The sequence below is a fragment of the Paenibacillus hodogayensis genome, assembly GCF_039536325.1.
GTDB classification, from domain to species: domain Bacteria; phylum Bacillota; class Bacilli; order Paenibacillales; family NBRC-103111; genus Paenibacillus_AB; species Paenibacillus_AB hodogayensis.
In genome coordinates this window covers 156,418-182,615 of the sequence record NZ_BAAAYO010000008.1, presented here as the reverse complement: position 1 = coordinate 182,615, position 26,198 = coordinate 156,418, and the positions used below count along the sequence as shown (strand labels likewise).

General features: G+C 56.3%; 25 protein-coding genes and 1 riboswitch. Of the genes, 21 read left to right on the top strand and 4 right to left on the bottom strand.

Annotation, left to right across the window (positions count from 1 at the left end):
• Positions 1 to 160: 160 nt before the first annotated feature.
• The 16 genes from recA to ABD796_RS16525 all read left to right on the top strand — a co-directional run bounded on the left by recA (position 161) and on the right by ABD796_RS16525 (position 16,849).
• A complete protein-coding gene (gene recA / locus ABD796_RS16600; RefSeq protein ID WP_344910288.1) occupies positions 161 to 1,213 on the top strand; it encodes a recombinase RecA in 1,053 nt (350 codons plus the stop codon).
• 109 nt (positions 1,214 to 1,322) lie between these two features.
• Positions 1,323 to 2,015, top strand: a complete 693-nt coding sequence (locus tag ABD796_RS16595) for a RecX family transcriptional regulator (protein WP_344909378.1) — start codon at positions 1,323 to 1,325, stop codon at positions 2,013 to 2,015.
• 37 nt (positions 2,016 to 2,052) lie between these two features.
• Positions 2,053 to 3,024 carry a Gfo/Idh/MocA family protein gene (locus tag ABD796_RS16590; protein ID WP_344909376.1) on the top strand — a complete coding sequence of 324 codons (972 nt, stop codon included), beginning with the start codon at positions 2,053 to 2,055 and terminating at the stop codon, positions 3,022 to 3,024.
• A 413-nt stretch (positions 3,025 to 3,437) separates the two neighbouring features.
• The gene (locus tag ABD796_RS16585) at positions 3,438 to 4,061 is read left to right on the top strand and encodes a chromate transporter (protein ID WP_344909374.1); all 624 of its coding nucleotides are present in this window, start codon (positions 3,438 to 3,440) and stop codon (positions 4,059 to 4,061) included.
• Positions 4,062 to 4,122: 61 nt separating this feature from the next.
• The gene (locus ABD796_RS16580) at positions 4,123 to 4,659 is read left to right on the top strand and encodes a chromate transporter (RefSeq protein WP_344909372.1); all 537 of its coding nucleotides are present in this window, start codon (positions 4,123 to 4,125) and stop codon (positions 4,657 to 4,659) included.
• Positions 4,652 to 5,854, top strand: coding sequence for an ROK family protein (locus ABD796_RS16575; RefSeq protein ID WP_344909370.1), 1,203 nt, complete (start codon positions 4,652 to 4,654; stop codon positions 5,852 to 5,854). Before ABD796_RS16580 ends, ABD796_RS16575 begins: the two co-directional genes overlap by 8 nt.
• A 270-nt stretch (positions 5,855 to 6,124) precedes the next feature.
• On the top strand, positions 6,125 to 7,672 hold the full coding sequence (gene rny / locus ABD796_RS16570) for a ribonuclease Y (protein WP_344909368.1): 1,548 nt from the start codon (positions 6,125 to 6,127) through the stop codon (positions 7,670 to 7,672).
• A 172-nt stretch (positions 7,673 to 7,844) separates the two neighbouring features.
• Complete coding sequence (locus ABD796_RS16565) at positions 7,845 to 8,642, top strand: TIGR00282 family metallophosphoesterase (protein WP_344910286.1); 798 nt, start codon at positions 7,845 to 7,847, stop codon at positions 8,640 to 8,642.
• Positions 8,643 to 8,828: 186 nt separating this feature from the next.
• Complete coding sequence (locus ABD796_RS16560) at positions 8,829 to 9,089, top strand: stage V sporulation protein S (protein WP_006286829.1); 261 nt, start codon at positions 8,829 to 8,831, stop codon at positions 9,087 to 9,089.
• A gap of 631 nt (positions 9,090 to 9,720) precedes the next feature.
• On the top strand, positions 9,721 to 11,451 hold the full coding sequence (locus ABD796_RS16555) for a 2-oxoacid:acceptor oxidoreductase subunit alpha (RefSeq protein ID WP_344909365.1): 1,731 nt from the start codon (positions 9,721 to 9,723) through the stop codon (positions 11,449 to 11,451).
• 1 nt (position 11,452) lies between these two features.
• Complete coding sequence (locus tag ABD796_RS16550; protein ID WP_344909363.1) at positions 11,453 to 12,322, top strand: 2-oxoacid:ferredoxin oxidoreductase subunit beta; 870 nt, start codon at positions 11,453 to 11,455, stop codon at positions 12,320 to 12,322.
• Between the two features lie 112 nt (positions 12,323 to 12,434).
• On the top strand, positions 12,435 to 13,013 hold the full coding sequence (gene pduL / locus ABD796_RS16545; RefSeq protein WP_344909361.1) for a phosphate propanoyltransferase: 579 nt from the start codon (positions 12,435 to 12,437) through the stop codon (positions 13,011 to 13,013).
• Positions 13,014 to 13,161: 148 nt separating this feature from the next.
• The gene (gene miaB, locus ABD796_RS16540; RefSeq protein ID WP_344909359.1) at positions 13,162 to 14,646 is read left to right on the top strand and encodes a tRNA (N6-isopentenyl adenosine(37)-C2)-methylthiotransferase MiaB; all 1,485 of its coding nucleotides are present in this window, start codon (positions 13,162 to 13,164) and stop codon (positions 14,644 to 14,646) included.
• Positions 14,647 to 14,763: 117 nt separating this feature from the next.
• A complete protein-coding gene (locus ABD796_RS16535; protein ID WP_344910284.1) occupies positions 14,764 to 15,180 on the top strand; it encodes a YlbF/YmcA family competence regulator in 417 nt (138 codons plus the stop codon).
• A 221-nt stretch (positions 15,181 to 15,401) separates the two neighbouring features.
• Entirely contained in the window at positions 15,402 to 16,289 is an 888-nt protein-coding gene (locus tag ABD796_RS16530; protein ID WP_344909357.1) for a diacylglycerol/lipid kinase family protein, read from the top strand.
• Between the two features lie 38 nt (positions 16,290 to 16,327).
• Entirely contained in the window at positions 16,328 to 16,849 is a 522-nt protein-coding gene (locus tag ABD796_RS16525; RefSeq protein ID WP_344909355.1) for a low molecular weight protein-tyrosine-phosphatase, read from the top strand.
• A 219-nt stretch (positions 16,850 to 17,068) separates the two neighbouring features.
• Here ABD796_RS16525 and ABD796_RS16520 read toward each other — a convergent pair whose 3' ends face one another.
• Both ABD796_RS16520 and ABD796_RS16515 read right to left on the bottom strand, forming a co-directional pair.
• Positions 17,069 to 17,554: a TspO/MBR family protein gene (locus tag ABD796_RS16520; protein WP_344909353.1), complete on the bottom strand. Its 486-nt coding sequence runs from the start codon at positions 17,552 to 17,554 to the stop codon at positions 17,069 to 17,071.
• 365 nt (positions 17,555 to 17,919) lie between these two features.
• Positions 17,920 to 19,329: a hypothetical protein gene (locus tag ABD796_RS16515; RefSeq protein ID WP_344909351.1), complete on the bottom strand. Its 1,410-nt coding sequence runs from the start codon at positions 19,327 to 19,329 to the stop codon at positions 17,920 to 17,922.
• Positions 19,330 to 19,495: 166 nt separating this feature from the next.
• On the opposite strand from ABD796_RS16515, the gene ABD796_RS16510 reads away from it, so the two are divergent.
• From ABD796_RS16510 to ABD796_RS16500, 3 genes are all read left to right on the top strand, one after another.
• Complete coding sequence (locus ABD796_RS16510) at positions 19,496 to 20,647, top strand: DUF2087 domain-containing protein (protein ID WP_344909349.1); 1,152 nt, start codon at positions 19,496 to 19,498, stop codon at positions 20,645 to 20,647.
• 117 nt (positions 20,648 to 20,764) lie between these two features.
• The gene (locus tag ABD796_RS16505) at positions 20,765 to 22,279 is read left to right on the top strand and encodes an FAD-dependent oxidoreductase (RefSeq protein WP_344909347.1); all 1,515 of its coding nucleotides are present in this window, start codon (positions 20,765 to 20,767) and stop codon (positions 22,277 to 22,279) included.
• A 395-nt stretch (positions 22,280 to 22,674) separates the two neighbouring features.
• Positions 22,675 to 23,763, top strand: coding sequence for a sialidase family protein (locus ABD796_RS16500; RefSeq protein WP_379119460.1), 1,089 nt, complete (start codon positions 22,675 to 22,677; stop codon positions 23,761 to 23,763).
• Positions 23,764 to 24,000: 237 nt separating this feature from the next.
• Here ABD796_RS16500 and ABD796_RS16495 read toward each other — a convergent pair whose 3' ends face one another.
• Both ABD796_RS16495 and ABD796_RS16490 read right to left on the bottom strand, forming a co-directional pair.
• Positions 24,001 to 24,318 (bottom strand): DMT family transporter, encoded by a 318-nt coding sequence (locus tag ABD796_RS16495; RefSeq protein ID WP_344909345.1) that lies wholly within the window; start codon positions 24,316 to 24,318, stop codon positions 24,001 to 24,003.
• Positions 24,318 to 24,659, bottom strand: a complete 342-nt coding sequence (locus ABD796_RS16490; protein WP_344909343.1) for a DMT family transporter — start codon at positions 24,657 to 24,659, stop codon at positions 24,318 to 24,320. Before ABD796_RS16490 ends, ABD796_RS16495 begins: the two co-directional genes overlap by 1 nt.
• 144 nt (positions 24,660 to 24,803) lie before the next feature.
• Positions 24,804 to 24,909, bottom strand: a riboswitch (guanidine-I (ykkC/yxkD leader).
• Between the two features lie 174 nt (positions 24,910 to 25,083).
• On the opposite strand from ABD796_RS16490, the gene ABD796_RS16485 reads away from it, so the two are divergent.
• Both ABD796_RS16485 and ABD796_RS16480 read left to right on the top strand, forming a co-directional pair.
• On the top strand, positions 25,084 to 25,623 hold the full coding sequence (locus ABD796_RS16485) for a mismatch-specific DNA-glycosylase (protein WP_344909341.1): 540 nt from the start codon (positions 25,084 to 25,086) through the stop codon (positions 25,621 to 25,623).
• Positions 25,624 to 25,673: 50 nt separating this feature from the next.
• Positions 25,674 to 26,174 carry a metallophosphoesterase family protein gene (locus ABD796_RS16480; protein ID WP_344909339.1) on the top strand — a complete coding sequence of 167 codons (501 nt, stop codon included), beginning with the start codon at positions 25,674 to 25,676 and terminating at the stop codon, positions 26,172 to 26,174.
• Positions 26,175 to 26,198: the final 24 nt, after the last annotated feature.

Here is a 26,198-nt window from a genome sequence, read left to right as displayed (position 1 = left end):
AGAACCGTAACAATAGGCCTGCAACGCCTTTTGTTGCGGTTTTTGTTTTGTTTCCCGCCATCCGTCAAAAAAATGCGAATGTATGTTCGAAAAAACACTTGGCAAACGACGGAAAAGCATGTATCATTACTAATAGAAACGATAAAAGGAAGTGAGTATGTTGTCAGATCGCCGCGCTGCGTTAGAAAATGCCCTGCGTCAAATCGAGAAGCAATTTGGCAAAGGATCGATTATGAAACTCGGTGAGTCCACTCACATGCAAGTGGAGACTATTCCGAGCGGAGCGCTTGCGCTCGACCTCGCTCTTGGAGTAGGCGGATATCCCCGGGGAAGAATTATCGAGATTTACGGCCCGGAATCGTCTGGTAAGACGACGGTAGCGCTGCATGCGATTGCCGAAGTTCAACGAACCGGCGGACAAGCTGCCTTCATCGATGCCGAGCACGCTCTGGATCCGTTGTACGCCAGCAAGCTGGGCATTAATATCGACGAGCTGCTCCTGTCTCAGCCAGATACGGGCGAGCAAGCATTGGAGATCGCGGAAGCGCTCGTTCGCAGCGGCGCTGTCGACATCCTTGTCATAGACTCCGTAGCCGCTCTCGTTCCGAAAGCGGAAATCGAAGGCGAAATGGGAGACTCCCACGTCGGCCTGCAAGCGCGACTGATGTCGCAAGCGCTGCGCAAGCTGTCCGGAGCGATCAACAAGTCCAAAGTTATCGCCATCTTCATCAACCAGTTGCGCGAGAAAGTCGGCGTCATGTTCGGCAACCCCGAAACGACTCCCGGCGGCCGGGCGCTCAAATTTTACTCGACGATCCGTCTCGACGTACGCCGTATAGAGACGCTGAAGCAAGGCAACGACATGGTCGGGAACCGGACGCGGATCAAGGTCGTCAAGAACAAGGTCGCGCCTCCGTTCAAGCAAGCGGAACTGGACATTATGTACGGGGAAGGCATTTCCCGCGAAGGAAGCATTATCGATATCGGTACGGAACTGGATATCGTGAATAAAAGCGGCGCTTGGTATTCGTACGAAGGCGACCGTCTGGGCCAAGGCCGTGAGAACGCGAAGCAGTTTTTGAAGGACAATCCGCAGATTGCTTCCGTGATCGAATCCAAGATTCGTGAAGCGAGCAACCTGACGCAAGGCTCCGTGTCCGTCGCAGTTCACGACGAGGACGAGGATGAGGACGAACTGGCCGCACTGGAATAAGGGCGTGAGGCATATTCGGAACATCAAGAACAACATCAATTGAAAGAGCGATTGCGCACCTTAGCATAAACGGGGTGCGTTTTCGGTTTTTACGCGTCAAGGAGGGGCTATGACTACTACCGACTCCGTCATTACCGCTGTCGAGCGGCAACGGAAGGCCGCAGGCCGGTATCTTATTTTTATCGACGGGCAGTACGCTTTCACGGTCCACGAGGATGTCCTGGTGAAGCATCGGCTGATGAAAGGCGAGCAAGTCGATGCGGAGAAATTGCAGCTCGTGCTGGAGGACGAAGAGAAGCAGCGCGCTTGGTCCGACGCTTTGAAGCATGTAGGCCGCCGCCCGCGCTCGGAGAAGGAAGTTCGCCAATATTTGAAGCGCAGACAGGTGCTGCCCTCGCTGGTCGATCTAATCGTCGTCAAGCTGAAGGAGCAGCGCTATCTGGACGATGCCGACTTCGCGGCGCAATGGACGGAACAGCGCATTTATTCGCAGAAAAAAGGACGCGCCCTGATCAAACAGGAGCTTCAGCATAAAGGCGTGGCCCCGGCCACGATCCAGGACACGCTCAATCAGGTGCCGGCCGAGGAAGAAGAACAGTTGGCCTACGGGCTCGGGCAGAAGAAATGGAAGCAGACGTCGGGAGCGCTTATGGACAAAAAACGGAAGACGGCCGCCTACTTGCTGCGGCGCGGCTATTCCGGGCAGATCGTCGGAAATGTGATCCGCCGGCTTCAGGAAACGTTCCGGGAAGAGAGCGACGGCGACGACGATGAAGAGCTGTGGGACTTGTCGGACGCATAACGACCGATTTTATTCGCAAAGCGGGAGATGAGTGCAAATGAGTGTTATTCGATGGGGAATCGTCGGCTGCGGCAATGTGACCGAAGTGAAAAGCGGGCCGGGTTTTCAGCAAGCCGAAGGCTCGGAGCTTGTTGCCGTCATGCGGCGCAACGGAGAGCTGGCGGCTGACTACGCGCGCCGTCACGGCGTAGGCAAATGGTACGACGATGCAGATGCGCTGATCGGGGATGCGGATGTCGATGCGGTGTATGTCGCCACTCCGCCCTCCACGCACAAAGCCTATGCGTTGGCTGCCGCCAAGGCGGGCAAGCCGGTCTATGTGGAGAAGCCGATGGCGCTCCACGCCGGGGAGTGCCGGGAGATGATCGAGGCGTGCGAAGCGGCGGGGGTTCCTTTGTTCGTTGCGTATTACCGCCGGGCGCTGCCGCGCTTTTTGAAGGTCAAACAGCTGCTGGAGATGGGTGCCATCGGAGAGATCCGGTTCGTCACGACCGTACATACGAAAAAGTTGACCGAGGACCCCGCGAATTTGCCGTGGCGCGTCCTACCGGAACTGTCGGGCGGCGGGCACTTTTTCGACCTAGCCAGCCATACGCTCGATCTGCTTGACTTCCTGCTCGGTCCGATCCGCGATGCGGCGGGGCGCGCCGGCAATCAAGGAAAGGCGTATCCGGCCGAGGATGTGGTCAGCGGCACCTATGTGTTCGAATCGGGCGTTCAAGGAATCGGCATATGGTGTTTTACGGCGTATCAGGGCGGCGAGATCAATGAAATCGTCGGATCCCGCGGGAAGCTGACGTTCTCCACCTTCGGCAGCGAGCCGATCCGGCTGACGACGTCCGACGGCATAGGGGACTATTCGTTGGAGCAGCCAGCGCATATTCAGCAGCCCCTGATCCAGACGATCGTGAACGAGCTGCTCGGACGAGGGTCGTGCCCGAGCACCGGAGCATCCGCTTTGCGGACGGCGGTCGTGATGGACGAACTGGTCAAACTACGGTCGCTTTAAACGATATTTGTGCCATGGAAAAGCTCGATCAGAAGCCTCTCTTGTATCGGGCCAGAATGCAGGATTTTCGCGACCCGGCATCGATACAGGTTGGCCTCCATAAGACGCTTCCATCCCACGTTCCAAGTGGGGTTGGAGGCGTCTTTGCGCATGATCGGAAGACGGGGCTTGCCCTGTGGTTGCCAGAGCGGGCGAAGCGGATCGCGTTGCTCCGATTTCCCGAGTTTGCGGATATGGATTATATGAAATAAATCCATTATGGACGAAAGATTCAGAAATAATTGATTATTTGGCCCTTAATTTTCTGCAGGACAAAACAAAATAAGAAAAAGGCCAATATCTTTATTCCAAAACGGTAAAAAGTCAGCTATAATAAAAGCATAAGGACAAACGGACGGATGGAGATGAGCGGCATGAACGGTATCAACAAACAATGGGGACGGCTGTGGCCGATATTTTGGACCTTTTTCCGGATGGCACCGATTACGTTCGGCGGCGGGTATGCGATGGTTCCGGTGCTGGAGCGGGAGGCGGTGCATAAGCGAAAGTGGATCGCCCAGGAGGACGTGGCGGACGTGCTTGCCGTCTCGCAGACGATTCCGGGAGCCGTCGCCTTGAACGCAGCCTCGTTCGTCGGCTTCCGCGTAGCCGGAGCGGCGGGCGCCATTGCGGCGGTTTTGGGGATGCTGTTGCCGACCTTTCTGATCGTGATCGGCTTGGCGGCGCTGCTGCTGTCGTTTCGCGATAACCCTAAGGTGGCGGCCGCGCTGCTTGGGATGAAACCCGCGGTTGTCGCGATGATCGTTTTCGCCGGCTATCGGGTGGCCCGGACGGCGCTGGTCGATAAATGGACGGCCGCCATCGCTGTAACCGGCGCGCTGCTGCTGCTCCAGACGACGCTTTCGCCGATCCTCGTTATCGTGCTGGGGGCGGCGGCGGGGATTGCCGTCGGCTCCTGGAAGCAAAAGCGCGGCATCGAACCGCGCACGAGACGCTACTACTCCGACCCGGATTATTTTATCGGAGACGGTATTTAAATTAAAACTTTACCGGCTTGTTCTTTCACTTCTATGACGATCTTGCGGGAGGCGGCGCACCATGCTGTGGGAAATGTTTGTCACGTTCATGCTGATTGGCTTCGTATCGGTGGGCGGCGGTTATTCGATGGTCCCGGTCATCGAGCACGAGGCGATTTCGCGCGGGTGGATGAATGAACAGACATTTTCTGATATGATTGCAGTAGCGGGAGCATCGCCGGGTCCGATTGCGACGAATACGGCCATTATGGTCGGATTTCATGCGAGCGGTTGGCCCGGCGCTGCCGTCTCCGCGATCGGAATGACGCTGCCGTCGTTGCTGCTCGTGATCGCAGCCGGAATGCTGTTTGCCAAGTATCAGCATCATCCGCTGGTCGATTCGGCTTTTTACGGATTGCGGCCGATCGTTGCCGTTTTAGTCTTTTATGCGGCGTATCGGCTGCTGCGGACGGGCGGGGCGGTATTCGCGATCGATTGGAAGACGGCTGGGTTCCTCGCCATATTTGCCGGCGCTTTGATCGCCATGATGCGCTTCCGGGTGCATCCGTTGGCGGTGATAGCCGTTTCCGGCCTGGTGGGTGCAGCGCTGTATGCCTAATTTGGAAGAATGGATCCCGAACCGGAAGGCGAAACAAATTTTCGCGGAAATCCGGCGCAGCGGGACCGTATCGAAATTCGACCTGCTCGATTTGAGCGGGCTCACTTCAAGTACGCTGACCCGAATGCTGGAAGAATTGGCGGCTTCGGGCTGGATCGAGGAAAGCGGCTTCGGCGAATCGTCCGGAGGGCGCAGGCCGCTGCTGTACCGACTCAAACAGAACCGGGGCTATGTGTTCGGCCTGGACGTATCCCGGGCGACGACGCGTCTGGTCTTGTGCGACCTGCAGCTGGAGAAGCTTGATTCCGCATCATGGCAAATGACGGAGAAGATGACCCCGGCGCACTTGCTGCAGGAAGTGGTGCAAGCGATTCGCCGCATGACGGACAAGCACCGTCTCCAGCCCGACCGGCTTCTGGGCGTCGGTATCGGCGCGGTCGGTCCGGTGGACCGGACGAAAGGCGTGATGCTGAACCCGCTTTATTTCCGGGCGGAGGGATGGAACGAGGTGCCGCTCGGGCCGCAGCTCGAACGCGAACTCGGCGTGCCGGTGCTGCTGGACAACGGGGCGAATACGGCGCTTCTCGCGGAATATTGGGCAGGCTCGCAGCAGTACCGCCATTTGTTGTATGTGAGAGCGGGGATCGGGCTGCGGTCGGCCATGATGTCGAACGGCCAGCTCGTATACGGCGCTGTTGATATGGAAGGCTCCGTTGGCCATATGATCATCCAGACAGACGGCCCGCCGCATCCGGAGCGCCCGCATGTATATGGCTGCCTGGAATCGTTCGTCTCCATTCCGGTGCTGGAAAAGCAGGCAGCGGCCCGGTTGAAGCAAGGCCGGCGCAGCGTGCTGGCCGAGTGGGTGGAGCGGCCCGAGGAGATCGAATACCGGCATTTGCTCCGCGCCTTGTCGGCCGACGATCGGCTGGTGACGGAGCTGTTTACGCAGGCGGCGACTTATTTCGGCATCGGCCTGTCCAATCTGCTGAATATTTTGCATCCGGAGAAAGTGATATTAGGCGGTCCGCTTATTACGACGAACGAGCTGTTTTACCAGATCAGCACCCAGGTGGCGCTGAAAAATACGCTGTATTATCCGACCTACCCGGTGACGTTCACCCGGGGCAAATTGTCCGACGAGGCACTCGCCGTAGGAGCCGCCGCAATGGTGGTGGACCGGCTCACGTCGTGATCGGAGACGAAGCGCTTTCTTGTTGCTTGACAAGCCACTTTTGCAAACGATAGAATGGGTGTGTACGTTCCGTTTTTCGCCGGATTTCGCACCATTATTCCTCATAGCCGATTTTCCTGCCGTACAGCGGCGGAAATCCAGCGAATCCTGTTTTTTCCGGCTCGTACAACCGGAACTTGGATGTAAAATGGTAATGTGGAAGGTAACCGGAATAAAAAACCGAATATCCCAAGCTAACCCCTTGGAGGCTTCAACGAGGAGGTGAACAAGATGGTGGTGCAGATAGTCACCTGGATCGTGATCGTACTCGTTGTTGGCGCAATATGCTTTGGGATTGGTTATTTTATCCGCAAGTCCCTCGCCGAGGCGAAGATTTCCAGCGCCGAAGAAGCGGCCCGTCAGCTGATCGAGGCGGCGAAGAAAGAGGCGGAAGCGCAGAAGAAAGAAGCGGTGCTGGAAGCGAAGGATGAGATTCACAAACTTCGCGCCGAAGCTGAAAAAGACATTCGTGAACGTCGGAATGAAACTCAACGGCAAGAAAGACGATTGTTGCAAAAAGAGGAAACGCTGGATAAAAAGCTAGAATCTCTGGAGCGTAAAGAAGAGCAGATCGCCAACAAAGAGAAACGGATCGACGAAACGCAAGCGCAGATCGATCAGTTGTACAAAAGTCAGGTGGCCGAGCTGGAGCGTATTTCCGGTATGACGATGGAAGAGGCGAAGCATATTATTTTGTCCTCCGTCGAACAGGAAGTGCGTTACGAGACGGCGCAATTGATCAAGGATATCGAAGGTCAAGCGAAGGAAGAAGCCGAGAAACGCGCCCGCGAAGTCATTACGCTGGCGATCCAACGTTGCGCGGCGGACCACGTTGCGGAGACGACTGTTTCGGTCGTTGCTTTGCCGAACGAGGAAATGAAGGGTCGGATTATCGGTCGCGAAGGACGCAATATTCGTGCGCTTGAAACTTTGACCGGTATCGATCTTATCATCGACGATACGCCGGAAGCGGTCATCTTGTCCGGCTTCGATCCGATTCGTAGGGAAATTGCCCGGACATCGCTGGAGAAGCTGGTGGCCGACGGCCGCATCCACCCGGCGCGCATCGAGGAAATGGTCGAGAAGTCGCGCAAGGAAGTGGACGAGCGTATTCGCGAATATGGCGAGCAAGCGACGTTCGAGACGGGCGTACACGGATTGCATCCGGATCTTATCAAGATTTTGGGCCGGTTGAAATTCCGTACCAGCTACGGTCAGAACGTGTTGAAGCATTCGATGGAGGTCGCTTATTTGACCGGTCTGATGGCCGGGGAGCTGGGCGAAGACATTACGCTGGCCAAGCGGGCCGGCTTGCTTCACGATATCGGCAAAGCGCTCGACCATGAAGTGGAAGGCTCTCATGTCGAGATTGGCGTCGAAATCGGCAAGAAATACAAGGAGCACCCGGTTGTCGTCAACAGTATCGCCTCCCATCACGGCGACTGCGAAGCGACTTCCGTTATCGCCATGCTCGTCGGAGCCGCGGATGCTTTGTCCGCAGCCCGTCCGGGAGCGCGTCGCGAAACGCTGGAGACTTACATCAAGCGGCTCGAGAAGCTCGAAGAGATTACGGAGTCGTTCGATGGAGTCGAAAAATCGTACGCGATTCAAGCAGGGCGAGAGGTGCGCGTCATGGTACAGCCGGAGAAGATCGACGATACCGAGGCATTCCGGTTGGCCCGCGATATTACGAAGAAGATCGAGAGCGAGTTGGACTACCCGGGTCATATCAAAGTGACCGTCATTCGGGAAACCCGCGCTGTCGAGTATGCCAAGTAGGCGTTGCCTGCTTTGGAGTCAGATGCAACATACCGTATGAAGCGAGAAGTGGCCATCCGGCCACTTCTCCTTTATTTGATGCGGCTCTTTTCGGGAGCCGGACATAAGCAAAGCTAAGCTTATGCTTACGATGCAAGCTTTGCTAAAGCAAAGCTCTGAGGAGGAGAGTTTCATTCGTATTTTGTTCATAGGCGATATATTCGGGGGCGTCGGACGCAAGGCCGTCAAGACGCTGCTGCCCGACCTGAAGAAGAAGTTCGATCCGACGTTTATTCTGGTGAACGGCGAGAACGCGGCGGGAGGCCGGGGCATTACCGCAGCCATCGCCAAAGAGCTGTATGAACAGGGCGTGCACGGCATTACGCTCGGCAACCATACGTGGGACAACAAAGATATTTTCAATTTTATCGACGACGACGAGCGCATGATCCGGCCGGCCAACTATCCACCGGGCACGCCAGGCAAAGGCTTCACCGTACTGCGCAACGCCTCCGGCAAGGAACTTGCGCTCGTCAATGTGATGGGGCGGACGTTTCTGCCGCCGATCGATTGCCCGTTTCAAACGGTGGACGGGATACTGGACAAGCTGAAGAAAAAGCATAAATACATTTTCGTCGATTTCCACGCCGAGGCGACCTCGGAGAAAATTGCCATGGGCTGGCATCTGGACGGCAAGGTGTCCGCCGTCGTAGGCACGCATACCCATGTGCAGACGAATGACGAGCGCATATTGCCGAAAGGGACCGCGTATTTGACCGACGTAGGCATGACCGGACCGCGGGACGGCGTGCTGGGCATGGAGCGGGAAGCGGTGCTGCAAAAGTTCAAGACCCAGCTCCCGGTCCGCTTCACGGCGGACGAAGGCAAATGGCAGTTTCACGCCGTCGTCGTCACGCTGGACAACGACACCGGTTTGGCGAAGAAGATCGAGCTGATCCGCCGGTTCGAGACGGAAATGATATTCGAATAAGCACAAATTGCAATTAGTGGGAATGTATGTTCCCTTGTGACGACAGGTCGCGCCGGAAATTGTTGGAATTGACTGAAATTTGCGAAATTAATCTTGGTCAAGGCTCCGGGGAAGAAGGAATTATTCCAGACGTGCACGAATAGTGTAATAGTGGAATTCATCCAACATTCCCGAGGAGGTCTTGCCATGGAAGTATTAAAAGTTTCAGCAAAGTCCAATCCAAACTCCGTAGCTGGTGCATTGGCCGGCGTTTTGCGCGAACGCGGGGCGGCCGAGCTGCAAGCCATCGGCGCAGGTGCACTGAATCAGGCTATCAAAGCAGTAGCGATCGCAAGAGGATTCGTAGCACCCAGCGGCGTCGATTTGATCTGCATTCCGGCTTTCACCGACATCGTCATAGACGGGGAAGACCGGACCGCGATCAAATTGATTGTAGAACCTCGGTAACCGACGGACGGATTCCATGACAGCCCTATCGGCCCCGTCTCTCCTCATGGGCATTCGTTCCACGGAGCGAGGCGGTCTCTCCTTCGCATTCGTTTCGAAAGCCAAAGCTCCACAACCGTGGGGCTATTTTGTTGCGCAAGCTCTTTTTTTTGTAATCAATTAAATGAAAACGCATTCAAATAGACGATCACTTGTTACATTCATAGGCAAGTTGGGAATAATGGACGGTAGCGGAGCGGACAACCCTATGGATAAAAACGAACGTTTTGTGACATGACTGCCGAAATGAGAATGCTGTGCGGCAGATCAATCTATTATCGAGATTGGTTCGATCTAAAAAAACTATGTTTAAAATCCATGAATTCGCTTGCTTTTTCATGTGTGAAAGCATAAAATCTTAACGAATGATAAGGAAATGTTAACGTAAGCGTTCTATGGATACGGCCTATCGTTTAAGGCAAATGCTAGACGTCGGCTCAAAGTATCCAGGGCTGCGTTATTTTTGATGCAGTCAAGAGACTGTTCTCTTTAACGCTTTAAAGAATGAAAACGTAACGCAAAATGTGAAGATGCACGTTTAAAATCGGCAACGCTGCAAGACGTTAGGACACAGTTCAAAGGAGTGGACATTGTGATCGAGCAATTGTCATGGAAAGTCGGAGGGCAGCAAGGGGAAGGGGTCGAAAGTACGGACCGCATTTTCTCTACGGCCCTGAATCGTCTTGGCTATTATCTGTACGGCTATAGACACTTTTCTTCCCGGATCAAGGGAGGACATACGAATAACAAAATCCGTATCAGCACAAAGCCGAAGAGAGCGATATCCGACGATCTGGACATCCTGGTCGCTTTCGATCAGGAAACCATCGATTTGAACGCGCATGAGCTTCGCCCGGGCGGCGTTGTCGTCGCGGACGCGAAGTTCAATCCGAAGTTGCCGGAAGGAACCGACGCACGCTTGTTCCCTGTGCCGATTACGGCGATCGCCGAAGAGCTGGGAACGGCGCTGTTTAAAAATATGGCTGCATCCGGCGCATCCTGGGCACTGCTCGGGCTGCCGCTCGAAGTATTCAACAAAGCCGTCGAAGAAGAGTTTGGCCGCAAAGGCGCCGCCGTGGTCGAGAAGAACGTCGAAGCCGTCAGGCGCGCTGCAGACTTCGTCATCGAACTGGCCGGCGGACCTTTGGAGGAGTTCAAGCTCGCCGAAGCGGACGGAAAACAAAAGCTGTTCATTATCGGCAACGATGCGATCGGTCTTGGCGCAGTAGCCGCAGGCTGTCGGTTTATGCCCGCCTACCCGATTACGCCGGCTTCCGAGATTATGGAATATTTGATCAAGCGCTTGCCGAAGTTCGGCGGCACCGTTATCCAGACGGAGGACGAAATCGCTGCCGTCACGATGGCGATCGGAGCCAACTACGGCGGCGTACGCGCCCTCACCGCATCCGCGGGTCCCGGCTTGTCGCTCATGATGGAAGCGATCGGTCTCGCCGGTATGACGGAAACGCCTGTCGTTATCGTCGATACTCAGCGCGGCGGCCCGAGCACCGGTTTGCCGACGAAGCAGGAGCAATCCGACCTGAACGCGCTCATATACGGCACGCACGGCGAGATTCCGAAGATCGTCATCGCTCCGAGCACCGTCGAAGATTGCTTCTACGACACGATTCAGGCGTTTAACTTGGCCGACCAATACCAATGCCCGGTTATTCTGATGACCGACCTTCAGCTGTCGTTGGGCAAGCAGTCCTCTGAGCTGCTGGACTACGAGAAGATCGTAATCGATCGCGGCAATCTCGTAACCGGAACGGAGAAGCTCGAGGACGGCAAGCTGTTCAAGCGCTACGAGTTTACCGAGAACGGCGTTTCCCCGCGCGTATTGCCGGGCGAACTGGGCGGACTTCACCACGTAACCGGCGTCGAGCACGATGAAACCGGCCGTCCGTCGGAAAGCCCGATCAACCGTCAGAAGATGATGGATAAGCGTCTGGCGAAGCTGAAAAACCTGAAGCTGCCGAATGCGATCGTCGCGGACTCGCGGCACGAGGAAGCCGACCTGCTGATCATCGGCATGGGCTCCACGGGCGGAACGATCGACGAGGCGAGAGGACGTCTGGAGCAGGGCGGTCTGAAGACCAATCACGTTACCGTTCGTCTGATTCATCCGTTTCCTGCAGAAGAAGTAGCCGGTCAGATCGCCAAGGCGAAGAAGGTCGTCGTTGTCGAGAACAACGCCACCGGACAATTGACCGATCAGATCAAGCTTCATGTCGGGCATGACAAGATTACGAGCATGCTGAAGTACGACGGTACGCCGTTCCTGCCTTCCGAAGTTTACTCTCACTGCAAGGGGCTGAAATAAGATGGCTACATTAAAAGATTTCAGAAATAATGTAAAGCCGAACTGGTGTCCGGGCTGCGGGGACTTTGCGGTACAAGCGGCTATCCAAAGAGCGGCTGCGAACGTGGGGCTGGAACCGGAAAACCTCGCGATCGTGTCCGGCATCGGCTGCTCCGGACGTATTTCCGGCTATATTAACTGCTATGGTTTCCACGGCATTCACGGACGTTCGCTGCCGATCGCACAAGGCTTGAAGATGGCCAACCGCGAACTGACGGTCGTCGCTTCCGGCGGCGACGGCGACGGCTTCGCCATCGGGCTCGGGCATACGATGCATGCGATCCGCCGCAACATCGATTTGTCCTACATCGTCATGGACAACCAGATTTACGGGCTGACCAAAGGGCAAAACTCCCCGCGCAGCGCGAAAGGGTTCATCAATGCCAAGTATACCCCGCAAGGGTCGATCGAGTCCGAGCTGGCTCCGCTTGAAATGGCGCTGGCCGCCGGAGCTACGTTCGTAGCTCAATCGTTCTCGAGCAACCTGAAGCAGCTGACGATGGTCATTGAAGAAGGTATGAAGCATAAAGGATTTTCGTTCATCAATATTTTTAGCCCATGCGTAACGTTCAACAAAACGAATACGTACGAATGGTTCAAGGAAAACATCGTCGATCTCGACGAGTTCCCGGACTACAACCCGAACGACCGGGTGATGGCGATGACGAAGATCATGGAAACGAACGGGATGCTGACCGGCATCATCTACCAAAACAAAGAAAAGCAAAGCTACGAGCAGCTCGTTCCGGGCTTCAAGGAAGAAGCGCTTGCCAAGCAAAATCTGCAAATATCCGAGGCCGACTTCGAGAAGCTGGTCGCGGAATTCAAATAATAGGCGGTTTCCGCTTATCGATCAAAGGCGTGTGCGGTCAAACTCACACGTCTTTTTTCTTTGCTCGCCCAATCAGGTATAATGGGGTCATATACGGAAGGAGCGAATCAGCATGAGCGTACATAAAGTTCCGGTTGGCGTATCGGCCCGCCATATTCACTTGACTAGCGAGCATATTGCCGTCTTGTTCGGCAACAACTATACCTTAACTTCCTTGAAGCCGCTGTCCCAGCCCGGACAGTTTGCGGCGGAAGAGACCGTCACGGTCATCGGCCCGAAAGGCTCGTTCGAGAAGGTGCGTATTCTCGGTCCGGCCCGTGCCGCTTCGCAGCTCGAAATATCGAGGACGGACGCCTTCGCGCTGGGCGTTCGTCCGCCGGTGCGGGAATCCGGTCATATCGAAGGAACGCCGGGCATTACGGTGCGGGGGCCGGCCGGTCAGGTCGAACTGGAGCGCGGCGTCATCGTGGCGGCGCGTCACATCCATTTTCATACGAAGGAAGCCGCCGAGTGGGGGATCGAGGACAAGCAGCTGCTGCGGGTGAAGGTGGAGGGCGAGCGTGCTGTCGTGTTCGAACGGGTCATTGCCCGAGTATCCGACCAGTTTGCCCTCGATATGCATATCGACACCGATGAAGCCAACGCGGCGGGCGTTTCAACCGGCGATACGGCGGTTATTTTGACGGACTGACGAATAGATTCGAAAAAGGTTCATCGTTGCCTGCTGAATTGACGCTTCGGACAGCAAACATTTTGTCAGAAGGGCACGTTCGATGGTATAATGATAAAATGACCGAAAGCGGAAAGGAAGTGTGGCGGTGAGCAAGGAGACCCACCTATTGGATAAAACCATACCGAAGTCCGACAAGGACTATTCGATATATTTCCAGCCTCCTTCGCTGAAGGAGGCAAAAAAGCGCGGCAAGGAAGACGTATCCGTCCATTACGAAGCGGGCATTGCCGACGATATGAAGACGATCGGCGTGGGCAAGCGGTATTTGATCCGGACGTACGGCTGCCAGATGAACGAGCATGACACCGAGGTTATGAAGGGCATGCTGGAGGACATGGGGTACGAGCCGACGGAGGATAAGCTGGACGCCGATATTATTTTGCTGAATACGTGCGCGATCCGGGAAAATGCTGAGGACAAGGTGTTCGGCGAGTTGGGCCACCTGAAGACGCTCAAGCAGGAGCGTCCGGGTCTCATTCTCGGCGTATGCGGATGCATGTCGCAGGAGGAATCGGTCGTCAACCGGATTATGCAGAAGCATGCGTTCGTGGACATCATCTTCGGGACGCATAACATTCACCGGCTGCCGGCACTGCTGAAGGAAGCTTATTACGGCAAGGAAATGGTCGTCGAGGTATGGTCCAAGGAAGGCGACATTATCGAGAACTTGCCGAAGAAGCGCGAGGGCATGAAAGCCTGGGTCAATATTATGTACGGCTGCGACAAGTTTTGTACGTACTGCATCGTGCCGTATACGCGCGGCAAGGAGCGGAGCCGGCGTCCGGAGGATGTGTTGGCGGAAATTCGCGACCTTGCCCGCAAAGGGTTTCAAGAAATTACGCTGCTCGGGCAAAACGTCAACGCGTACGGTAAAGATTTTACCGATCTAACCTATACGTTCGGCGATTTGATGGACGATGTCCGCAAGATCGACATTCCGCGCATCCGGTTTACGACGTCCCATCCGCGGGATTTTGACGACCGGCTGATCGAAGTGCTGGCGAAGAAGGGCAATCTGGTCGAGCATATCCATTTGCCGGTCCAGTCCGGCAGCACCGAGGTGCTGAAGCGGATGAGCCGTAAATATTCGCGCGAGCATTATTTGCAGCTTGTCGCCAAAATCAAGCAGGCCATTCCCGACGTGATGTTGACTACGGACATTATTGTCGGCTTTCCGGGCGAAACGGACGAGCAATTCGAGGAGACTCTGTCCCTTGTGAGGGAAGTCCGGTACGATTCGGCCTTCACCTTCATTTATTCCCCGCGCGACGGCACTCCGGCGGCGGGCATGGAAGATAACGTGCCGGAAGACGTCAAGAAAGAGCGGCTGAAGCGGCTGAACGATCTGATGACGGTTATCGCCCGGGAACGCAACGAGCTGCTGCGCGGCGAGATTGTGGAAGTGCTGGTGGAAGGCGAGAGCAAGACGAATCCGGACGTATTGTCCGGTCGTACGCGGACGAACAAGCTTGTTCATTTTTACGGCTCGAAGGAGCTGTCCGGCCGTTTCGTGCATGTGAAAGTTACCGAACCGCAGACTTGGCTGCTGAAGGGCGAGCTTGTTCAGGCGCAGCCGGCCCGAGTCGTATAAGATTGCAGCATGATCCCAATATGAGCTACCTGTAGGAGTGAATCGGCAATGGCAATTCAGCATGGGGCGCATGCCCATGACCACGAGCATGGTCACGATTGCGATATGCATCGCGATATGGAGAAATTTACGGCCACGGAACTGATCGTGCGCGCAGATATTATGGAGAAGGCGAAAGAACTCGCCTCGCTTATTTCGACCTCCGACGAGGTATCCTTCTATCAAAAAGCGGAAAAGCAAGTGCAGGCCAACGAAGAAATTCAGGATCTGATCAAGCTGATCAAAAAGCGGCAAAAGGAAGTCGTCGCATTCGAAACGTTCCAGAACAAGAAGATGGTCGATAAAATCAATGGAGAGCTGACTGAGCTGCAAGACAAGCTGGATCATTACCCGATCGTCTCCCAGTTCAAGCAGTCGCAGGAAGATATCAATTATTTGCTGCAGCTGGTCGTCGGCGTCATTCGCGACACCGTGTCGGAGAAAATCCAGGTAGAGCAGGCGGCAGAGGAAGAAGAGAGCAACTGCAGCGACTGATCGTTTCCGGAAGCTGGTAAGCCGGGGGGAGCTGCTCCCCGACAATGCCGGCTTTCGGCGGCAGCCGCCGGAATCGTCGAATCCGCTTTGTTCCGCCGTTCGCGGACCGGATGCGCGTGCCGTTCGCTTAGATTCGGATGAAGCACCAGCGTACAATGTTTTACGGCGGGAACCGCGTAAAGCGTTGTACTTTTTTTTGCCGCAAAAAAGGGGGGCTTCGGATGATCGGGTTCGTCGTGAACCGGTTATCGGGAAACGGGAGAGGCGGGCGCATTTGGCAGCAGGTGGAGCAGGCGCTTAAGGCCAGAGGAGTGAATTACGGCTGCCGCTTCACCGAACGGCAGGGCCATGCGCGCGAACTGGCGGCGCAATGGGCGGAGCATCGCGATATGGTTGCGGTCGTGGCCGTGGGAGGCGACGGAACGGTGCACGAGGCGGCGAACGGATTAGCCGGAACGGCGGTGCCGCTCGGGTTGGTGCCGGCCGGCTCGGGCAATGATTTTGCCCGCAGCTTGGGCATCCCGTCCCGGTGGGAAGCGGCATTGGAGCGGGTGCTGGCTTTGCGCAGCGAAGCGATCGATGTCGGCGAAATCAACGGAGAGCTGTTCGTCATATCCGCCGGGATCGGGTTTGACGGCGATGTCGCTAAGTGGACGAATCGGTCGTGGTACAAGCGCTGGCTGAACCGTCTGGGCATCGGAAACTTGTCTTATGCCGTGACCGTGCTGCGTCTGCTCGTTTCTTACCGGCCCTGCGACGTCGAGCTGGAGATTGACGGCACGCTTGTAACGGGGCGGAACGTATGGCTGCTGGCCGTAGCCAATATGCCTTATTACGGGGGCGGCATGATCATATGTCCGGATGCGCGTCAGGACGACGGCATCTTGCACTTATGCCTGGTGGAAAACATCGGCCGGCTGGATTTCCTGCGCTTTTTTCCGCGCGTATTCCGGGGAACGCATGTGAAGCTTCCCACGGTCAGGATGCTGGCGGGCAGCCGCATTTCGGTACGCGCGACGATGCCGATGACCATTCATGCAGACGGAGAATATGGCGGGGAAACGCCTGCCGCGATCGGAATTAGGCCCCGGCGCTTGCTCGTCTTGTAAGCGAACGCTAAGGGGACGACAATAGAGGGGGAATACGGATGATTCGCGTACTGTTCGTCTGCTTGGGCAACATTTGCCGCTCGCCGATGGCCGAGGCCGTGTTGCGTAAGCAAGTGAAGGAACGGGGATGGGAAGGACAGATCAGCGTCGATTCAGCGGGAACCGGAGATTGGCATATCGGGCACCCGCCCCATGAAGGAACGCGCAAGCTGTTGGACAGCAAGCGCATCGCGTGGGATGGCATGAAAGCGCGTCAGGTGACCGGGGACGATTTTCGTCGGTTCGATTACATCGTGGCGATGGACGAGAGCAACATGCACAACCTGCGCGTGTTGGCCGAAGAGTCCGGCTTGCCGGGCAAGACGGAGGAAGAAGGGGCGGGGTGGGAGAGCAAGCTGTTCCGGCTGCTCGATCTGCTGCCGGACGAGTCTCAGGACAACGTGCCCGATCCATATTATACCGGCAATTTCGAAGAGGTGTACCGTTTGGTCGAAACAGGCTGCGCGGCGCTGCTGGACAAGATCGGGAGCGAACGACTGGCCCGTACGGATGCAGACTGAGCGGAATGGCCTGGCCGACAAAACGAACAGCCCTGCAGGAAGCGACAAGCTGAGCAGGGCTGTTTGGCGTTCCAGAGCGCCGCTTGCCGACCAGCATGTACCCGACTCGACGCTTTCCTGTTTGGCATCGACGATGGCGCTGCCGCAAGGGCGATCGTCGATGCCGGCCTAGCTGTATGGTACAGTACCCGGCCCCTTCCCGGGACGGCAGTTCTACCTTTAGTAGGCCTCCGCTTCGTCCCGGTTCAAGAGAAAAATCATCCAAGCCAACAGCGTGGCGAAGCTGGCCCAGAGCAAATAAGGGACGAGCAGCCAAGCGGCAAGCCGGGAATAGGCGGCGGTCTCGATCAGCAGCCAGCAGGCAGTGACGGCCACGAGCAAGGTATCAACGAACCCGGCGAACAAGTTTTTCGCTTTAAACTCCACATAGTTGAAAGCTTGGTTGAAGGCGTAATTGACCGCGAGTGCGATCAGCCAATGTGCCGATACGTCCTGAAACGAATCCGTCCGGTCGTATACGATCGTCACCGCTGCGGCGATCAGCGCGTACAGCACCGTCCAGACGATGCCGAACCATTTCGCCGGCGGCGTCCACGAAGGCTTGTTCAGACTGGCGTACCATTGCCGGTCCGTCGGCCAGAGGATGGCCGACAACGTAAACAGTCCGAATGTAACGACAAAGATAATAAGCGAATCCCACCACATGCGAACCCCTCCTTGGCAGAGACGGCAAACCGTCTCTTTCGTTCGGAGCGTGCCCGTGCCGGATTGCCCGTCCGCTTAAGCTCCGCTACCTACTCGTATGCTTGTCAGGCTGATTGTAGTACATTGTGACGTAAATACATGCCTACAGGTGCATGTCAAAGCCCGGTTTATTATCATTACCCTTCATTTCGCATAATGAAAAGCCCCGAGAAGCGGGTGCACCACCCGGAGCCTCTCGGGGCAAAGCGCGGATACAAGCTCCGCGAAAGTACAACTCAGACCTTAATCGGTATCGGGCGAAAGCGCCGAACTGTTGCACAGCTTCGGAACCATTCCGGATACACACGCTCGGTTCCGAGTTTGAATTAAATCAGAAACATAGCGACGACGGTCGTCACCGCCAAGCCGATCACGACCGGCTTTAAGTTGCGGCGCGCCAGCTCGAACGGGTCGACGCCGCAAATGGCCGCGGCCGGGATGAGCGCCCACGGTACGAGCGTGCCGCCCCCGACCCAAATCGCGGCGATCTGGCCAAGCGCTGTCAGCGTGGCGATGCCGGAACCGATCGCCGCCGCGAACAGGTGCGCGATCGAGCCGGCCAGCGAGATGCCGGAGAAGCCGGAGCCGTCCAGCCCCGTAATGGCGCCCACCGCGGTCAGCGTTACCGAACTGATGGCGGTATTGATCGGCACCGTTTGCGCCAGCGCCAGACCGAGATCGTTGACGATGCCGTGCGAGCCTTCGGGCAGCACCTTGCCGAAAATATCCGTGAACGCGGAGTCGCCCAAATAGAAGAAGGCGGCGATTGGGATAACCGGGCCGAACACTTTGAAGCCGAACAGAAAGCCTTCGATCAAATAGGATGTCGTCTTCTCCAGACCCGCGCTGCGATGAGTCAGTATCGACAAGACGATCATGATCAGCAGGGCGGTTCCGCCGATCAGCGCTGTCGCGTCGCCGCCCTGCAGATGAAGCTGGAACATGGCTACGATGTCCAACGCGAACAGGATCGGGATGACGATGGCGGCGCCAAGCCTTACCGCAGGCGAGAGCGGGCTGTCGGCGGACGACTCCGGCGGGACGTCCGCTCCCGGCGCGGCTGCGGCCAGTCCGGTTGAGGCCGTTAATGTCCCGTTCTTCATATCTTTGCGCATATACCAGTAAGCGATAACGGTCGTGACCGCGCCCATCACGAGAACGAGCGGTACGCTGGCACTGATAACGTCGGATACCGGAATACCTGCGGCGTCCGCCGTCAGCTTCGGGGCTCCCTGAATGACGAAGTCCCCGGACAAAGCAATCCCGTGGCCGAACAGGTTCATCGAGACCGCCACGCCAAGCGCGGGCAAGCCGACACGGATCGCAACGGGCAGCAGCACCGCCCCGACGAGAGCGACGGCCGGCGACGGCCAGAAAAACCACGAGATGATCATCATGACGATCCCGATAACCCAGAAGGCGAGCGCAGGGGTGCGGATCAGCCGAGTAACCGGGGAAATCATCACTTCATTAATACCGGTGCGGATCAGCAGCTTGCTCAGCGCCACGATCAGGGAAATGACCAGGATCGTGCCGACCAGCTCTTTGATCGCATAGATGAATCCGGAGAAGACTCCGCCGACCGATTGGCTGATCGAATGGGTGGCCAGCAGGCCGAGAGCGATGATGCCGACTACGCATACGACCGTCGTATCGCGCCTCATCACCATAAAGCCGATGATGAGCATGACGAAGGCGAGATACACCCAGTGCAGCGATAAAAGCGAGACGTCCATATAGGTACACCTCCACATAAGTAAGGGGTTTCATAAAGCGGGCTGTGCTTCAGTGTATGCGCGGACCGGCAATGTGTGTTTGCGGAGCGGCAGATGCCCAAATTGACTGAATCAAGTCGGAGTGATAATATGTTTGTTAATAAGTAGACAATAAGAGGTGTCGTTTATGTCTGATGTGCAGGACAAGCTCTGGGATGCAACCATAGAGGAGATCAAGCAGGGGTACGTTTACGAGGAAGAGACAGATCATTACCATTGTCTCGTCTGCGGGGAACAGTTCGAGAAGGGTGTCGTCTATCCGGTGGAACAGAAGCTGTACGAGGCCGGCAAGGCGGCCGCCCATCACGTGGCTGAAGCGCACGGCTCGATGTTCGACTATTTGCTGCAGCTCGACAAGAAGCTGACCGGCCTATCCGATTTGCAAAAGCAGCTGCTCCGGCTGTTCTACGCCGGCGTAAGCGATCGCGATATCGTGACCGAGCTCAATGGCGGCAGCGCCTCGACGATTCGCAATCACCGCTTTATGCTGCGGGAGAAGGAGAAGCAGGCCAAGCTGTTTCTCGTCATGATGGAGCTGCTGAACGACCGGAAGACCGTCAGGCCAAAGCCGCTGTCGCGAACGCCGCGCGCCGGGTCCCATCTGGACGAGCAATATGCCATCACCGATAAAGACCGCAGCGACATTATAAGCAAATATTTTCCGGAAGGCCCGTCGGGCCGGCTGACGGAGTTTCCGCGCAAGGATAAACGCAAGATCGTCATACTGGCCCATCTGATCGAGCGGTTCGAGCGGGGCAGAACGTACTCGGAGAAACAATTGAACGAAATTCTCCAAGCGGCTTATCCCGATTATGTGACGCTGCGCCGGTATTTGATCGATTTCGGCTTTATGGAGCGCCGGGACGACGGCAGCGAATATTGGTTGAAGGAGCAGGAGCCGGGCAATATGCCGATGGGGCCGGGGCGCGGCAAAGCGGGGGGAGCGGCCGACGTGCAGCAGGCCGGTGTCTTCATGCTAGTCAACAGGCGGAACGGCAAAATGTTTGTGGAATCGTCGTCCAATATGCGCGGTACCATGAATCGGATTCGCTTCGGCTTGCAAACCGGCGTTTACGACAATCGTGTTCTGCAAAGCGATTGGACGGAGCACGGCGAGGAAGCTTTTGCATTCGAGGTGCTGGACGTCTGGCAGCCTGAGACTGACACACCGCCGACTTTGAAGGAAAAGCGCGAGCAGTTGAAGCGGCTGGAACGGCGTCGGTTGGAGGAACTGCAGCCGTTTGGGGAACGGGGCTACAACAAGGAGCCCGCCGATTAAATCAAGTCCCGATCAAGCATCGGGGCTTTTCTTTTTGACTTGCTTTCTTTGCGGGATGAAACGAATCCGCTTTTGTTTCGTCTAATATAAGGAAATATTATGATTAGAGGGGGAACTATGAAAAAGATCATTAGCGGAGCGGCATTGCTGCTCCTATTGACCGGGGTGCTGACCGGCTGCAAGGATGCGAAGCAGACACCGGCCCCGAAAGTGGCCTATGGCGATCCGGACAAGCCCGATGTTGTCGTAATCGGCTCGGAGATCGAAGGGATGTACCTGGCGAAAGCGGCCAAGGACGAAGGATTGAACGTCGTCGTGCTCGACCCGCGCGAGCAGCCGGGCGGTCAGCTCATTCAAGGAGAAATGCAGTTTTTGGACGAGCCGTCCGCCGAAGGCGGCAAGTCGCTGCTGCAAGGCCGGGTCAAGGAGCTGTTCGACATTTACAAGCAAGGATCGATCCGCAAAAGCGGGGAGTTCCGCGACTATTACAATAGGCTCGCTGCCGACATTCCGATCGATTCGGGCGTTGTCCTCACCGACATAGCTATCGAGCAAGACAGCGCTACAGGCAAGCGGAAGATCGGCTCCATTTCCTACCGGACGAAGGACGGCCAGACGAAGACGGTCACGGCCCGCTACTGGGTGGACAATACCGACTTCGCGGCTTTGACGAGCAAGCTTGGACTGCAGCGCATTCCCGGCATAGAGACGGTATTCCCCGGCTCGAAGCCGAAGGACCATATGGCGTCCTCGCTGATGATGAAGTTCCGCAATGTCGATTGGGACAAGTTCCGCAAGGAGATCGGCAAGCTCAGCAAGAAGGAGCGCGAGGAGAAGTTCGGCGAGACGACGACCGTGACCGATACGTTCACATGGGGCTTCGGCAAAGTCGGGAGCCGGTTCCAGCCGAGCAGCCCCGAAGTGTTTCTGCGCGGGCTGAATATTATCAATCAGCTTGACGGCGAAGCGCTGATCAACGCTCTGCTGCTGTACAATATCGATCCGGCGAATCCGGAGAGCGTGCGCAAGGCGATGGAGAACGGCAAGCGGGAGACCGAGCGGGTTTTGGCGCATCTTCGCGGGGAGCTGCCAGGCTGGGAGAACGCCGAGCTGAACGGGTTTCCGAACTATTTGTATATACGCGATTACGACCGGTACGAGACCGAATACGTGCTGCAAGGCTCGGATCTGATGAGCGGCAAAATGTTCGCGGATAACGTAAGCATAGCCGGATATCCGATAGACCTGCAAGGAACGATCGAGCATACGTGGGGCGAGCGGAAAGGGATACCCGACAAGTACGGCATGCCGCTGCGTTCATTCATTCCGAAAGGCTATTCCAACGTATTCGTCGCCGGCAAAAACGTAGGCTCTTCGGCTGTCGCTTACGGCAGCGCGCGCATTCAGCCGAATACGGCATTGGCCGCCGAGGTGATCGGCATCATGATGGCCAAGGCGGGCGTTGGGCGGCTGCTGTCCGAGTTGCCGGAGAAAGAGCTGCAGAAGCTGCAGCAGGCGATCGACAAGCAGTATGGCATCAAGGTGACCGGGGTGAAGGGTAAGAACAAAATCGCCGACTTGACCGACGAACAGATTGCCCAGTTCAATGCAGGGAAGCTCGTGCTTCCGTAATGCCGCATCTACCGTCATTGGGAAGCACTATCGATATCTGGTCCGGCGATGATAGCTTTAAGCTGTACCGACCGAGCAAGCACGAGTAGGGCCAAGCCTTCTTCGTTGAAAATGGAATAAACAGTCGTTCTTGCTGGCTGGCGTCGTATTCAACCGACGTCAGCCGGTTTCGTTTTTTTGGAATTTTCGCTGGAAAATTAAGGTTGAAATTTTATCGCCGATCGGCTAATCTGAATAGAGCAACATGAATATGGTCAAACCATTACACATGTGATTTTGGTAATCGCTTACAACACATCTAATGGAGCGATACCTAGATGATTGAATTGGTTTCGTTCGTCAAAGGCGTTTGAACCGGTTCATTGAAAGATCATGATACCAGAGGAGTGGTAAGCTTGGAACAAAAGGGGAATGTTGTGCTGGACTTGCGTCCGCTTGAAGGCAATCCGCGCAACAGCGAAGGCGCATTCATCGATCTGAACGACGGAAGGCTGCTGTTCGTGTACAGCCGTTTTACCGGGAAATCGGCCAATGACGACGCGAAGGCGTACATAGCGGCCCGCTATTCGGCCGACGGCGGCGACACGTGGACCGGCGAAGAGATTATCGCCACGCCCGAGGAGCACGATGCCCTCAATATCATGAGCGTGTCGCTGCTGCGGCTCGGTAATGGCGATATCGGCCTGTTTTACGTGCTGCGTTACGGCTGGCACGACACGCGTCTGCACGTGCGCAGATCGTCCGACGAAGGCTCGACATGGGGCGAGCCGGTTTGCTGCGTGCCGGGCAAAGGGTATTACGTAACGAATAACGACCGGGTCGTCCGTCTGTCGACGGGCAGACTCGTCGTACCGTGCGGCTTCCACCGGATGAAGACGAGCAGCGAAACGGAATGGGGCTCGTTCGACGGCAGATCGATCGCTTATTTCTTTTTATCCGACGACGACGGCCGTACTTGGCGAGAGGCAAGGAACTTTTGCGCGATCGGGATGCCCAATACGGGAAGCGGTTTACAGGAGCCCGGCCTTATCGAGCTTGCGAACGGAACGCTGTGGGGATGGGCGCGTACCGATCTGGGCCGCCAATACGAGATGTTTTCCCACGACGGAGGCGAATCGTGGAGCAATCCGGTTCCGTCGCAATTCACGTCGCCATGCTCCCCGTTATCGATGAAGCGGGATCCGGACAGCGGCGATTTGCTTGCGGTGTGGAACCCGATTCCGACGTACAATACACGTCCGGTCGACAAGCACAGCTGGGGCCGTACGCCGCTTATCGGGGCGATCAGCAAGGACGACGGGAGGACGTGGGGCCGGCATTTCGCAGTGGAACGCGAAGAGGATCGCAACGGCTGCTGCTACGTCGCCATCCATTTTACCGGTCGCGCTGTGCTGCTGGCGTATTGTGCCGGCGAAGCGGAGGACGGCATATGCTTGGCGAGACTGAAGATACGCAAAATTGCCGCTTCCCAGCTGTACGCCTAAGCGAGCAGACCCTTTGCCACATGCGCATTTGTGCGATATTTTCGCTTCAGGCCGACAGCTGCTACAGGCGCACCATGAGGTACCGGTGAACAATGGATAGAGCGGCGGCAGATCGGCAGTCTGACCAAAGCCCGGCACATATCGTATTCCGATATTAACCGGGCTTTTTCCGATTCCGTTCAGTCCCCAACGCGTGCGTCCGGCAGAGCTATCTGTGCCGGACTTTTTGATCCGCGTTTAGGCGATCAGCTTCAAGCCCACAGCGGCGCAAAGCACCATGGCGATGAACAAAATGCGCCGCCATTCTTTCGATTCCCCATAGACGAACATACCGAGCAGCGTGCTGCCGACGGTGCCGATGCCGGTCCATATGGCATAGGCGGTACCCATCGAGATCGTACTCATTGCGTAAGAGAGGCACGACAAGCTGAGGATGAAGCCGACGGCGAGCGTAATATAGCCTCTCATGCTGCTCTTGGATTTATTGATCAAGTTGATGCCGGAAACGCCGACAATTTCGAAACATCCGGCGAGAACGAGTGCGAGCCAGTCCATCAGTTGCCCACCTCCTTGACGTCGTGTTCCTTCGTTATCGTCTTCAGACCGACAACCCCGGCCAAGAGCAGCAAAATGAGCAGCAGCTTGGCCAGCCGGAACGGCTCTCCGAATACGAGCATTTCCAGCAGAACGGTGCCTGCTGTGCCGATGCCCGTAAATACGGCATAGGTAGTTCCGACCGGCAGCCGCTTCGATGCGCGGATCAATAAGTCCATACTGATCAGGATAGCCGCAATAGTGCCGATCCAGGCGAGGATCGTATCAGCATGCTTCAAGCCGCTGACCCAAGCGATTTCGAACAAACCGGCAGTGAATACCAGCATCCAGTTGCGATTCATCGTCAACACCTCTTTCTTCTATGTTTTGTGCATAAAGAGCGTCCCGCATTCAACCTTGCCGCCTGCCGCGAATGAGAGCGGGCAAGCCCGGCAGGCGGAAAAAGCGCACAGAAAAAGCCCTGGGCTGATATCATCGAAATGACATCCTCCCGGGCTTTTATCCCTCCGTGTCCGCAGCGGTATCCCTCTGCGCGTTTTCTCTCGGACCAGACCGATTGCCGGCAATCGCGGAACCCTAGAAAACTTTTTTCAGTAGCCCACATATTACGGGATTATGGCTCGATCGTCAAGCGAACGTATGTTTGTATTTATTGAAAACAAGGCTATTCTCCTCGTAGCGAAGAGTGCCTTTTGAAAGGACCATTGTGCTATAATGGAATGACATTCAACGGACGGCTTCGTCCAGATCAGGAGGACAGGCGCCATGGAACCGATTCCCGATCATCTCGATGTTGGCCTTAACATCTTGTTCATCGGCTACAACCCGAGCGTCCGTTCCGGTGAAACCGGGCATCATTATGCGAATCCGCACAACCGCTTCTGGAAAATTATTCATGAGGCCGGTTTGACGCCAAGGCGGTACAAGCCGGAAGAGGACGGAGAACTGCTCAAGCTCGGCTACGGCTTTACGAATATCGTAGCAAGACCGACGAGGACCGCTGCGGAAATTACGAAGGAAGAGTACAAAGCCGGCCGCTTGCGGCTTATGCGTACGATCGGCGAATACAAGCCGAAGGTCGCCTGCTTTGTCGGCAAAGGGGTGTATGAACAGTACGTCGGCGGCAAAACCGCCGCTTGGGGCGCTCAGCCGCATTCGCTCGTGCCCGGCGTAATCGAATTCGTCGCTCCTTCGTCAAGCGGTCTCGTACGCATGAGCGTGGAAGAGATGACCGATATTTTTCGCGGTTTGAACGTATATGTGCCCGGAATGACGCACGATGAGGCGGCCGCACGCTCCAATTAAAAGGTCGCCAAGCCGCTGCTAAGCGCAAGCGAAACGGAGGGGAACATACGATGAGAATCGGAATCGTATCCGATACGCACTTGTCCGGCGGCCGCAGGCTGCCGGTTCCGCTGCTCGACGGCCTGCAAGGCGTCGACGCCATCATTCATGCCGGCGATTGGGTGACGCTGGACGTCTACGAGGAGCTGTCGGCCATCGCACCCGTATACGGGGTAGCCGGCAACGGAGACGGGGAAGAACTGGTGCGCCGTTTCGGGAAAAAGACAACGGTCGAATTCGACGGGGTTCGTTTCGGAGTCGTGCACGGCCACGAGGGTCCAGGCCGGTCCACTCCGGAACGGGCCAGGCTTGCCTTTCGCGAACAGGCTTGCGATGTGGTCGTGTTCGGGCATTCGCATATTCCGTTTTCGGAAAAGGACGGCGGCTTGCTGCTGTTCAATCCGGGCTCGCCGACCGATAAAAGGCGGCAGCCCCGCTATTCGTTCGGCATCGTCACGACCGGGAGTGGCACGTTCGAGGCCGAACACGTTTTTTTCGATAAAGAAGTTTAATTTACGTCATCGGGAGAGGAGCAC

Coding starts and splice junctions, on each gene's coding strand:
- ABD796_RS16505 (WP_344909347.1), top strand. CDS start 20,765: ATGAAAAAGATCATTAGCGGAGCGGCATTGCTGCTCCTATTGACCGGG.
- ABD796_RS16560 (WP_006286829.1), top strand. CDS start 8,829: ATGGAAGTATTAAAAGTTTCAGCAAAGTCCAATCCAAACTCCGTAGCT.
- ABD796_RS16535 (WP_344910284.1), top strand. CDS start 14,764: ATGGAGAAATTTACGGCCACGGAACTGATCGTGCGCGCAGATATTATG.
- ABD796_RS16495 (WP_344909345.1), bottom strand. CDS start 24,318: ATGGACTGGCTCGCACTCGTTCTCGCCGGATGTTTCGAAATTGTCGGC.
- ABD796_RS16480 (WP_344909339.1), top strand. CDS start 25,674: ATGAGAATCGGAATCGTATCCGATACGCACTTGTCCGGCGGCCGCAGG.
- ABD796_RS16490 (WP_344909343.1), bottom strand. CDS start 24,659: ATGAATCGCAACTGGATGCTGGTATTCACTGCCGGTTTGTTCGAAATC.
- ABD796_RS16585 (WP_344909374.1), top strand. CDS start 3,438: ATGAACGGTATCAACAAACAATGGGGACGGCTGTGGCCGATATTTTGG.
- ABD796_RS16590 (WP_344909376.1), top strand. CDS start 2,053: ATGAGTGTTATTCGATGGGGAATCGTCGGCTGCGGCAATGTGACCGAA.
- pduL (WP_344909361.1), top strand. CDS start 12,435: ATGAGCGTACATAAAGTTCCGGTTGGCGTATCGGCCCGCCATATTCAC.
- rny (WP_344909368.1), top strand. CDS start 6,125: ATGGTGGTGCAGATAGTCACCTGGATCGTGATCGTACTCGTTGTTGGC.
- ABD796_RS16525 (WP_344909355.1), top strand. CDS start 16,328: ATGATTCGCGTACTGTTCGTCTGCTTGGGCAACATTTGCCGCTCGCCG.
- ABD796_RS16580 (WP_344909372.1), top strand. CDS start 4,123: ATGCTGTGGGAAATGTTTGTCACGTTCATGCTGATTGGCTTCGTATCG.
- ABD796_RS16520 (WP_344909353.1), bottom strand. CDS start 17,554: ATGTGGTGGGATTCGCTTATTATCTTTGTCGTTACATTCGGACTGTTT.
- ABD796_RS16515 (WP_344909351.1), bottom strand. CDS start 19,329: ATGGACGTCTCGCTTTTATCGCTGCACTGGGTGTATCTCGCCTTCGTC.
- ABD796_RS16575 (WP_344909370.1), top strand. CDS start 4,652: ATGCCTAATTTGGAAGAATGGATCCCGAACCGGAAGGCGAAACAAATT.
- ABD796_RS16530 (WP_344909357.1), top strand. CDS start 15,402: ATGATCGGGTTCGTCGTGAACCGGTTATCGGGAAACGGGAGAGGCGGG.
- ABD796_RS16485 (WP_344909341.1), top strand. CDS start 25,084: ATGGAACCGATTCCCGATCATCTCGATGTTGGCCTTAACATCTTGTTC.
- ABD796_RS16595 (WP_344909378.1), top strand. CDS start 1,323: ATGACTACTACCGACTCCGTCATTACCGCTGTCGAGCGGCAACGGAAG.
- ABD796_RS16550 (WP_344909363.1), top strand. CDS start 11,453: ATGGCTACATTAAAAGATTTCAGAAATAATGTAAAGCCGAACTGGTGT.
- ABD796_RS16510 (WP_344909349.1), top strand. CDS start 19,496: ATGTCTGATGTGCAGGACAAGCTCTGGGATGCAACCATAGAGGAGATC.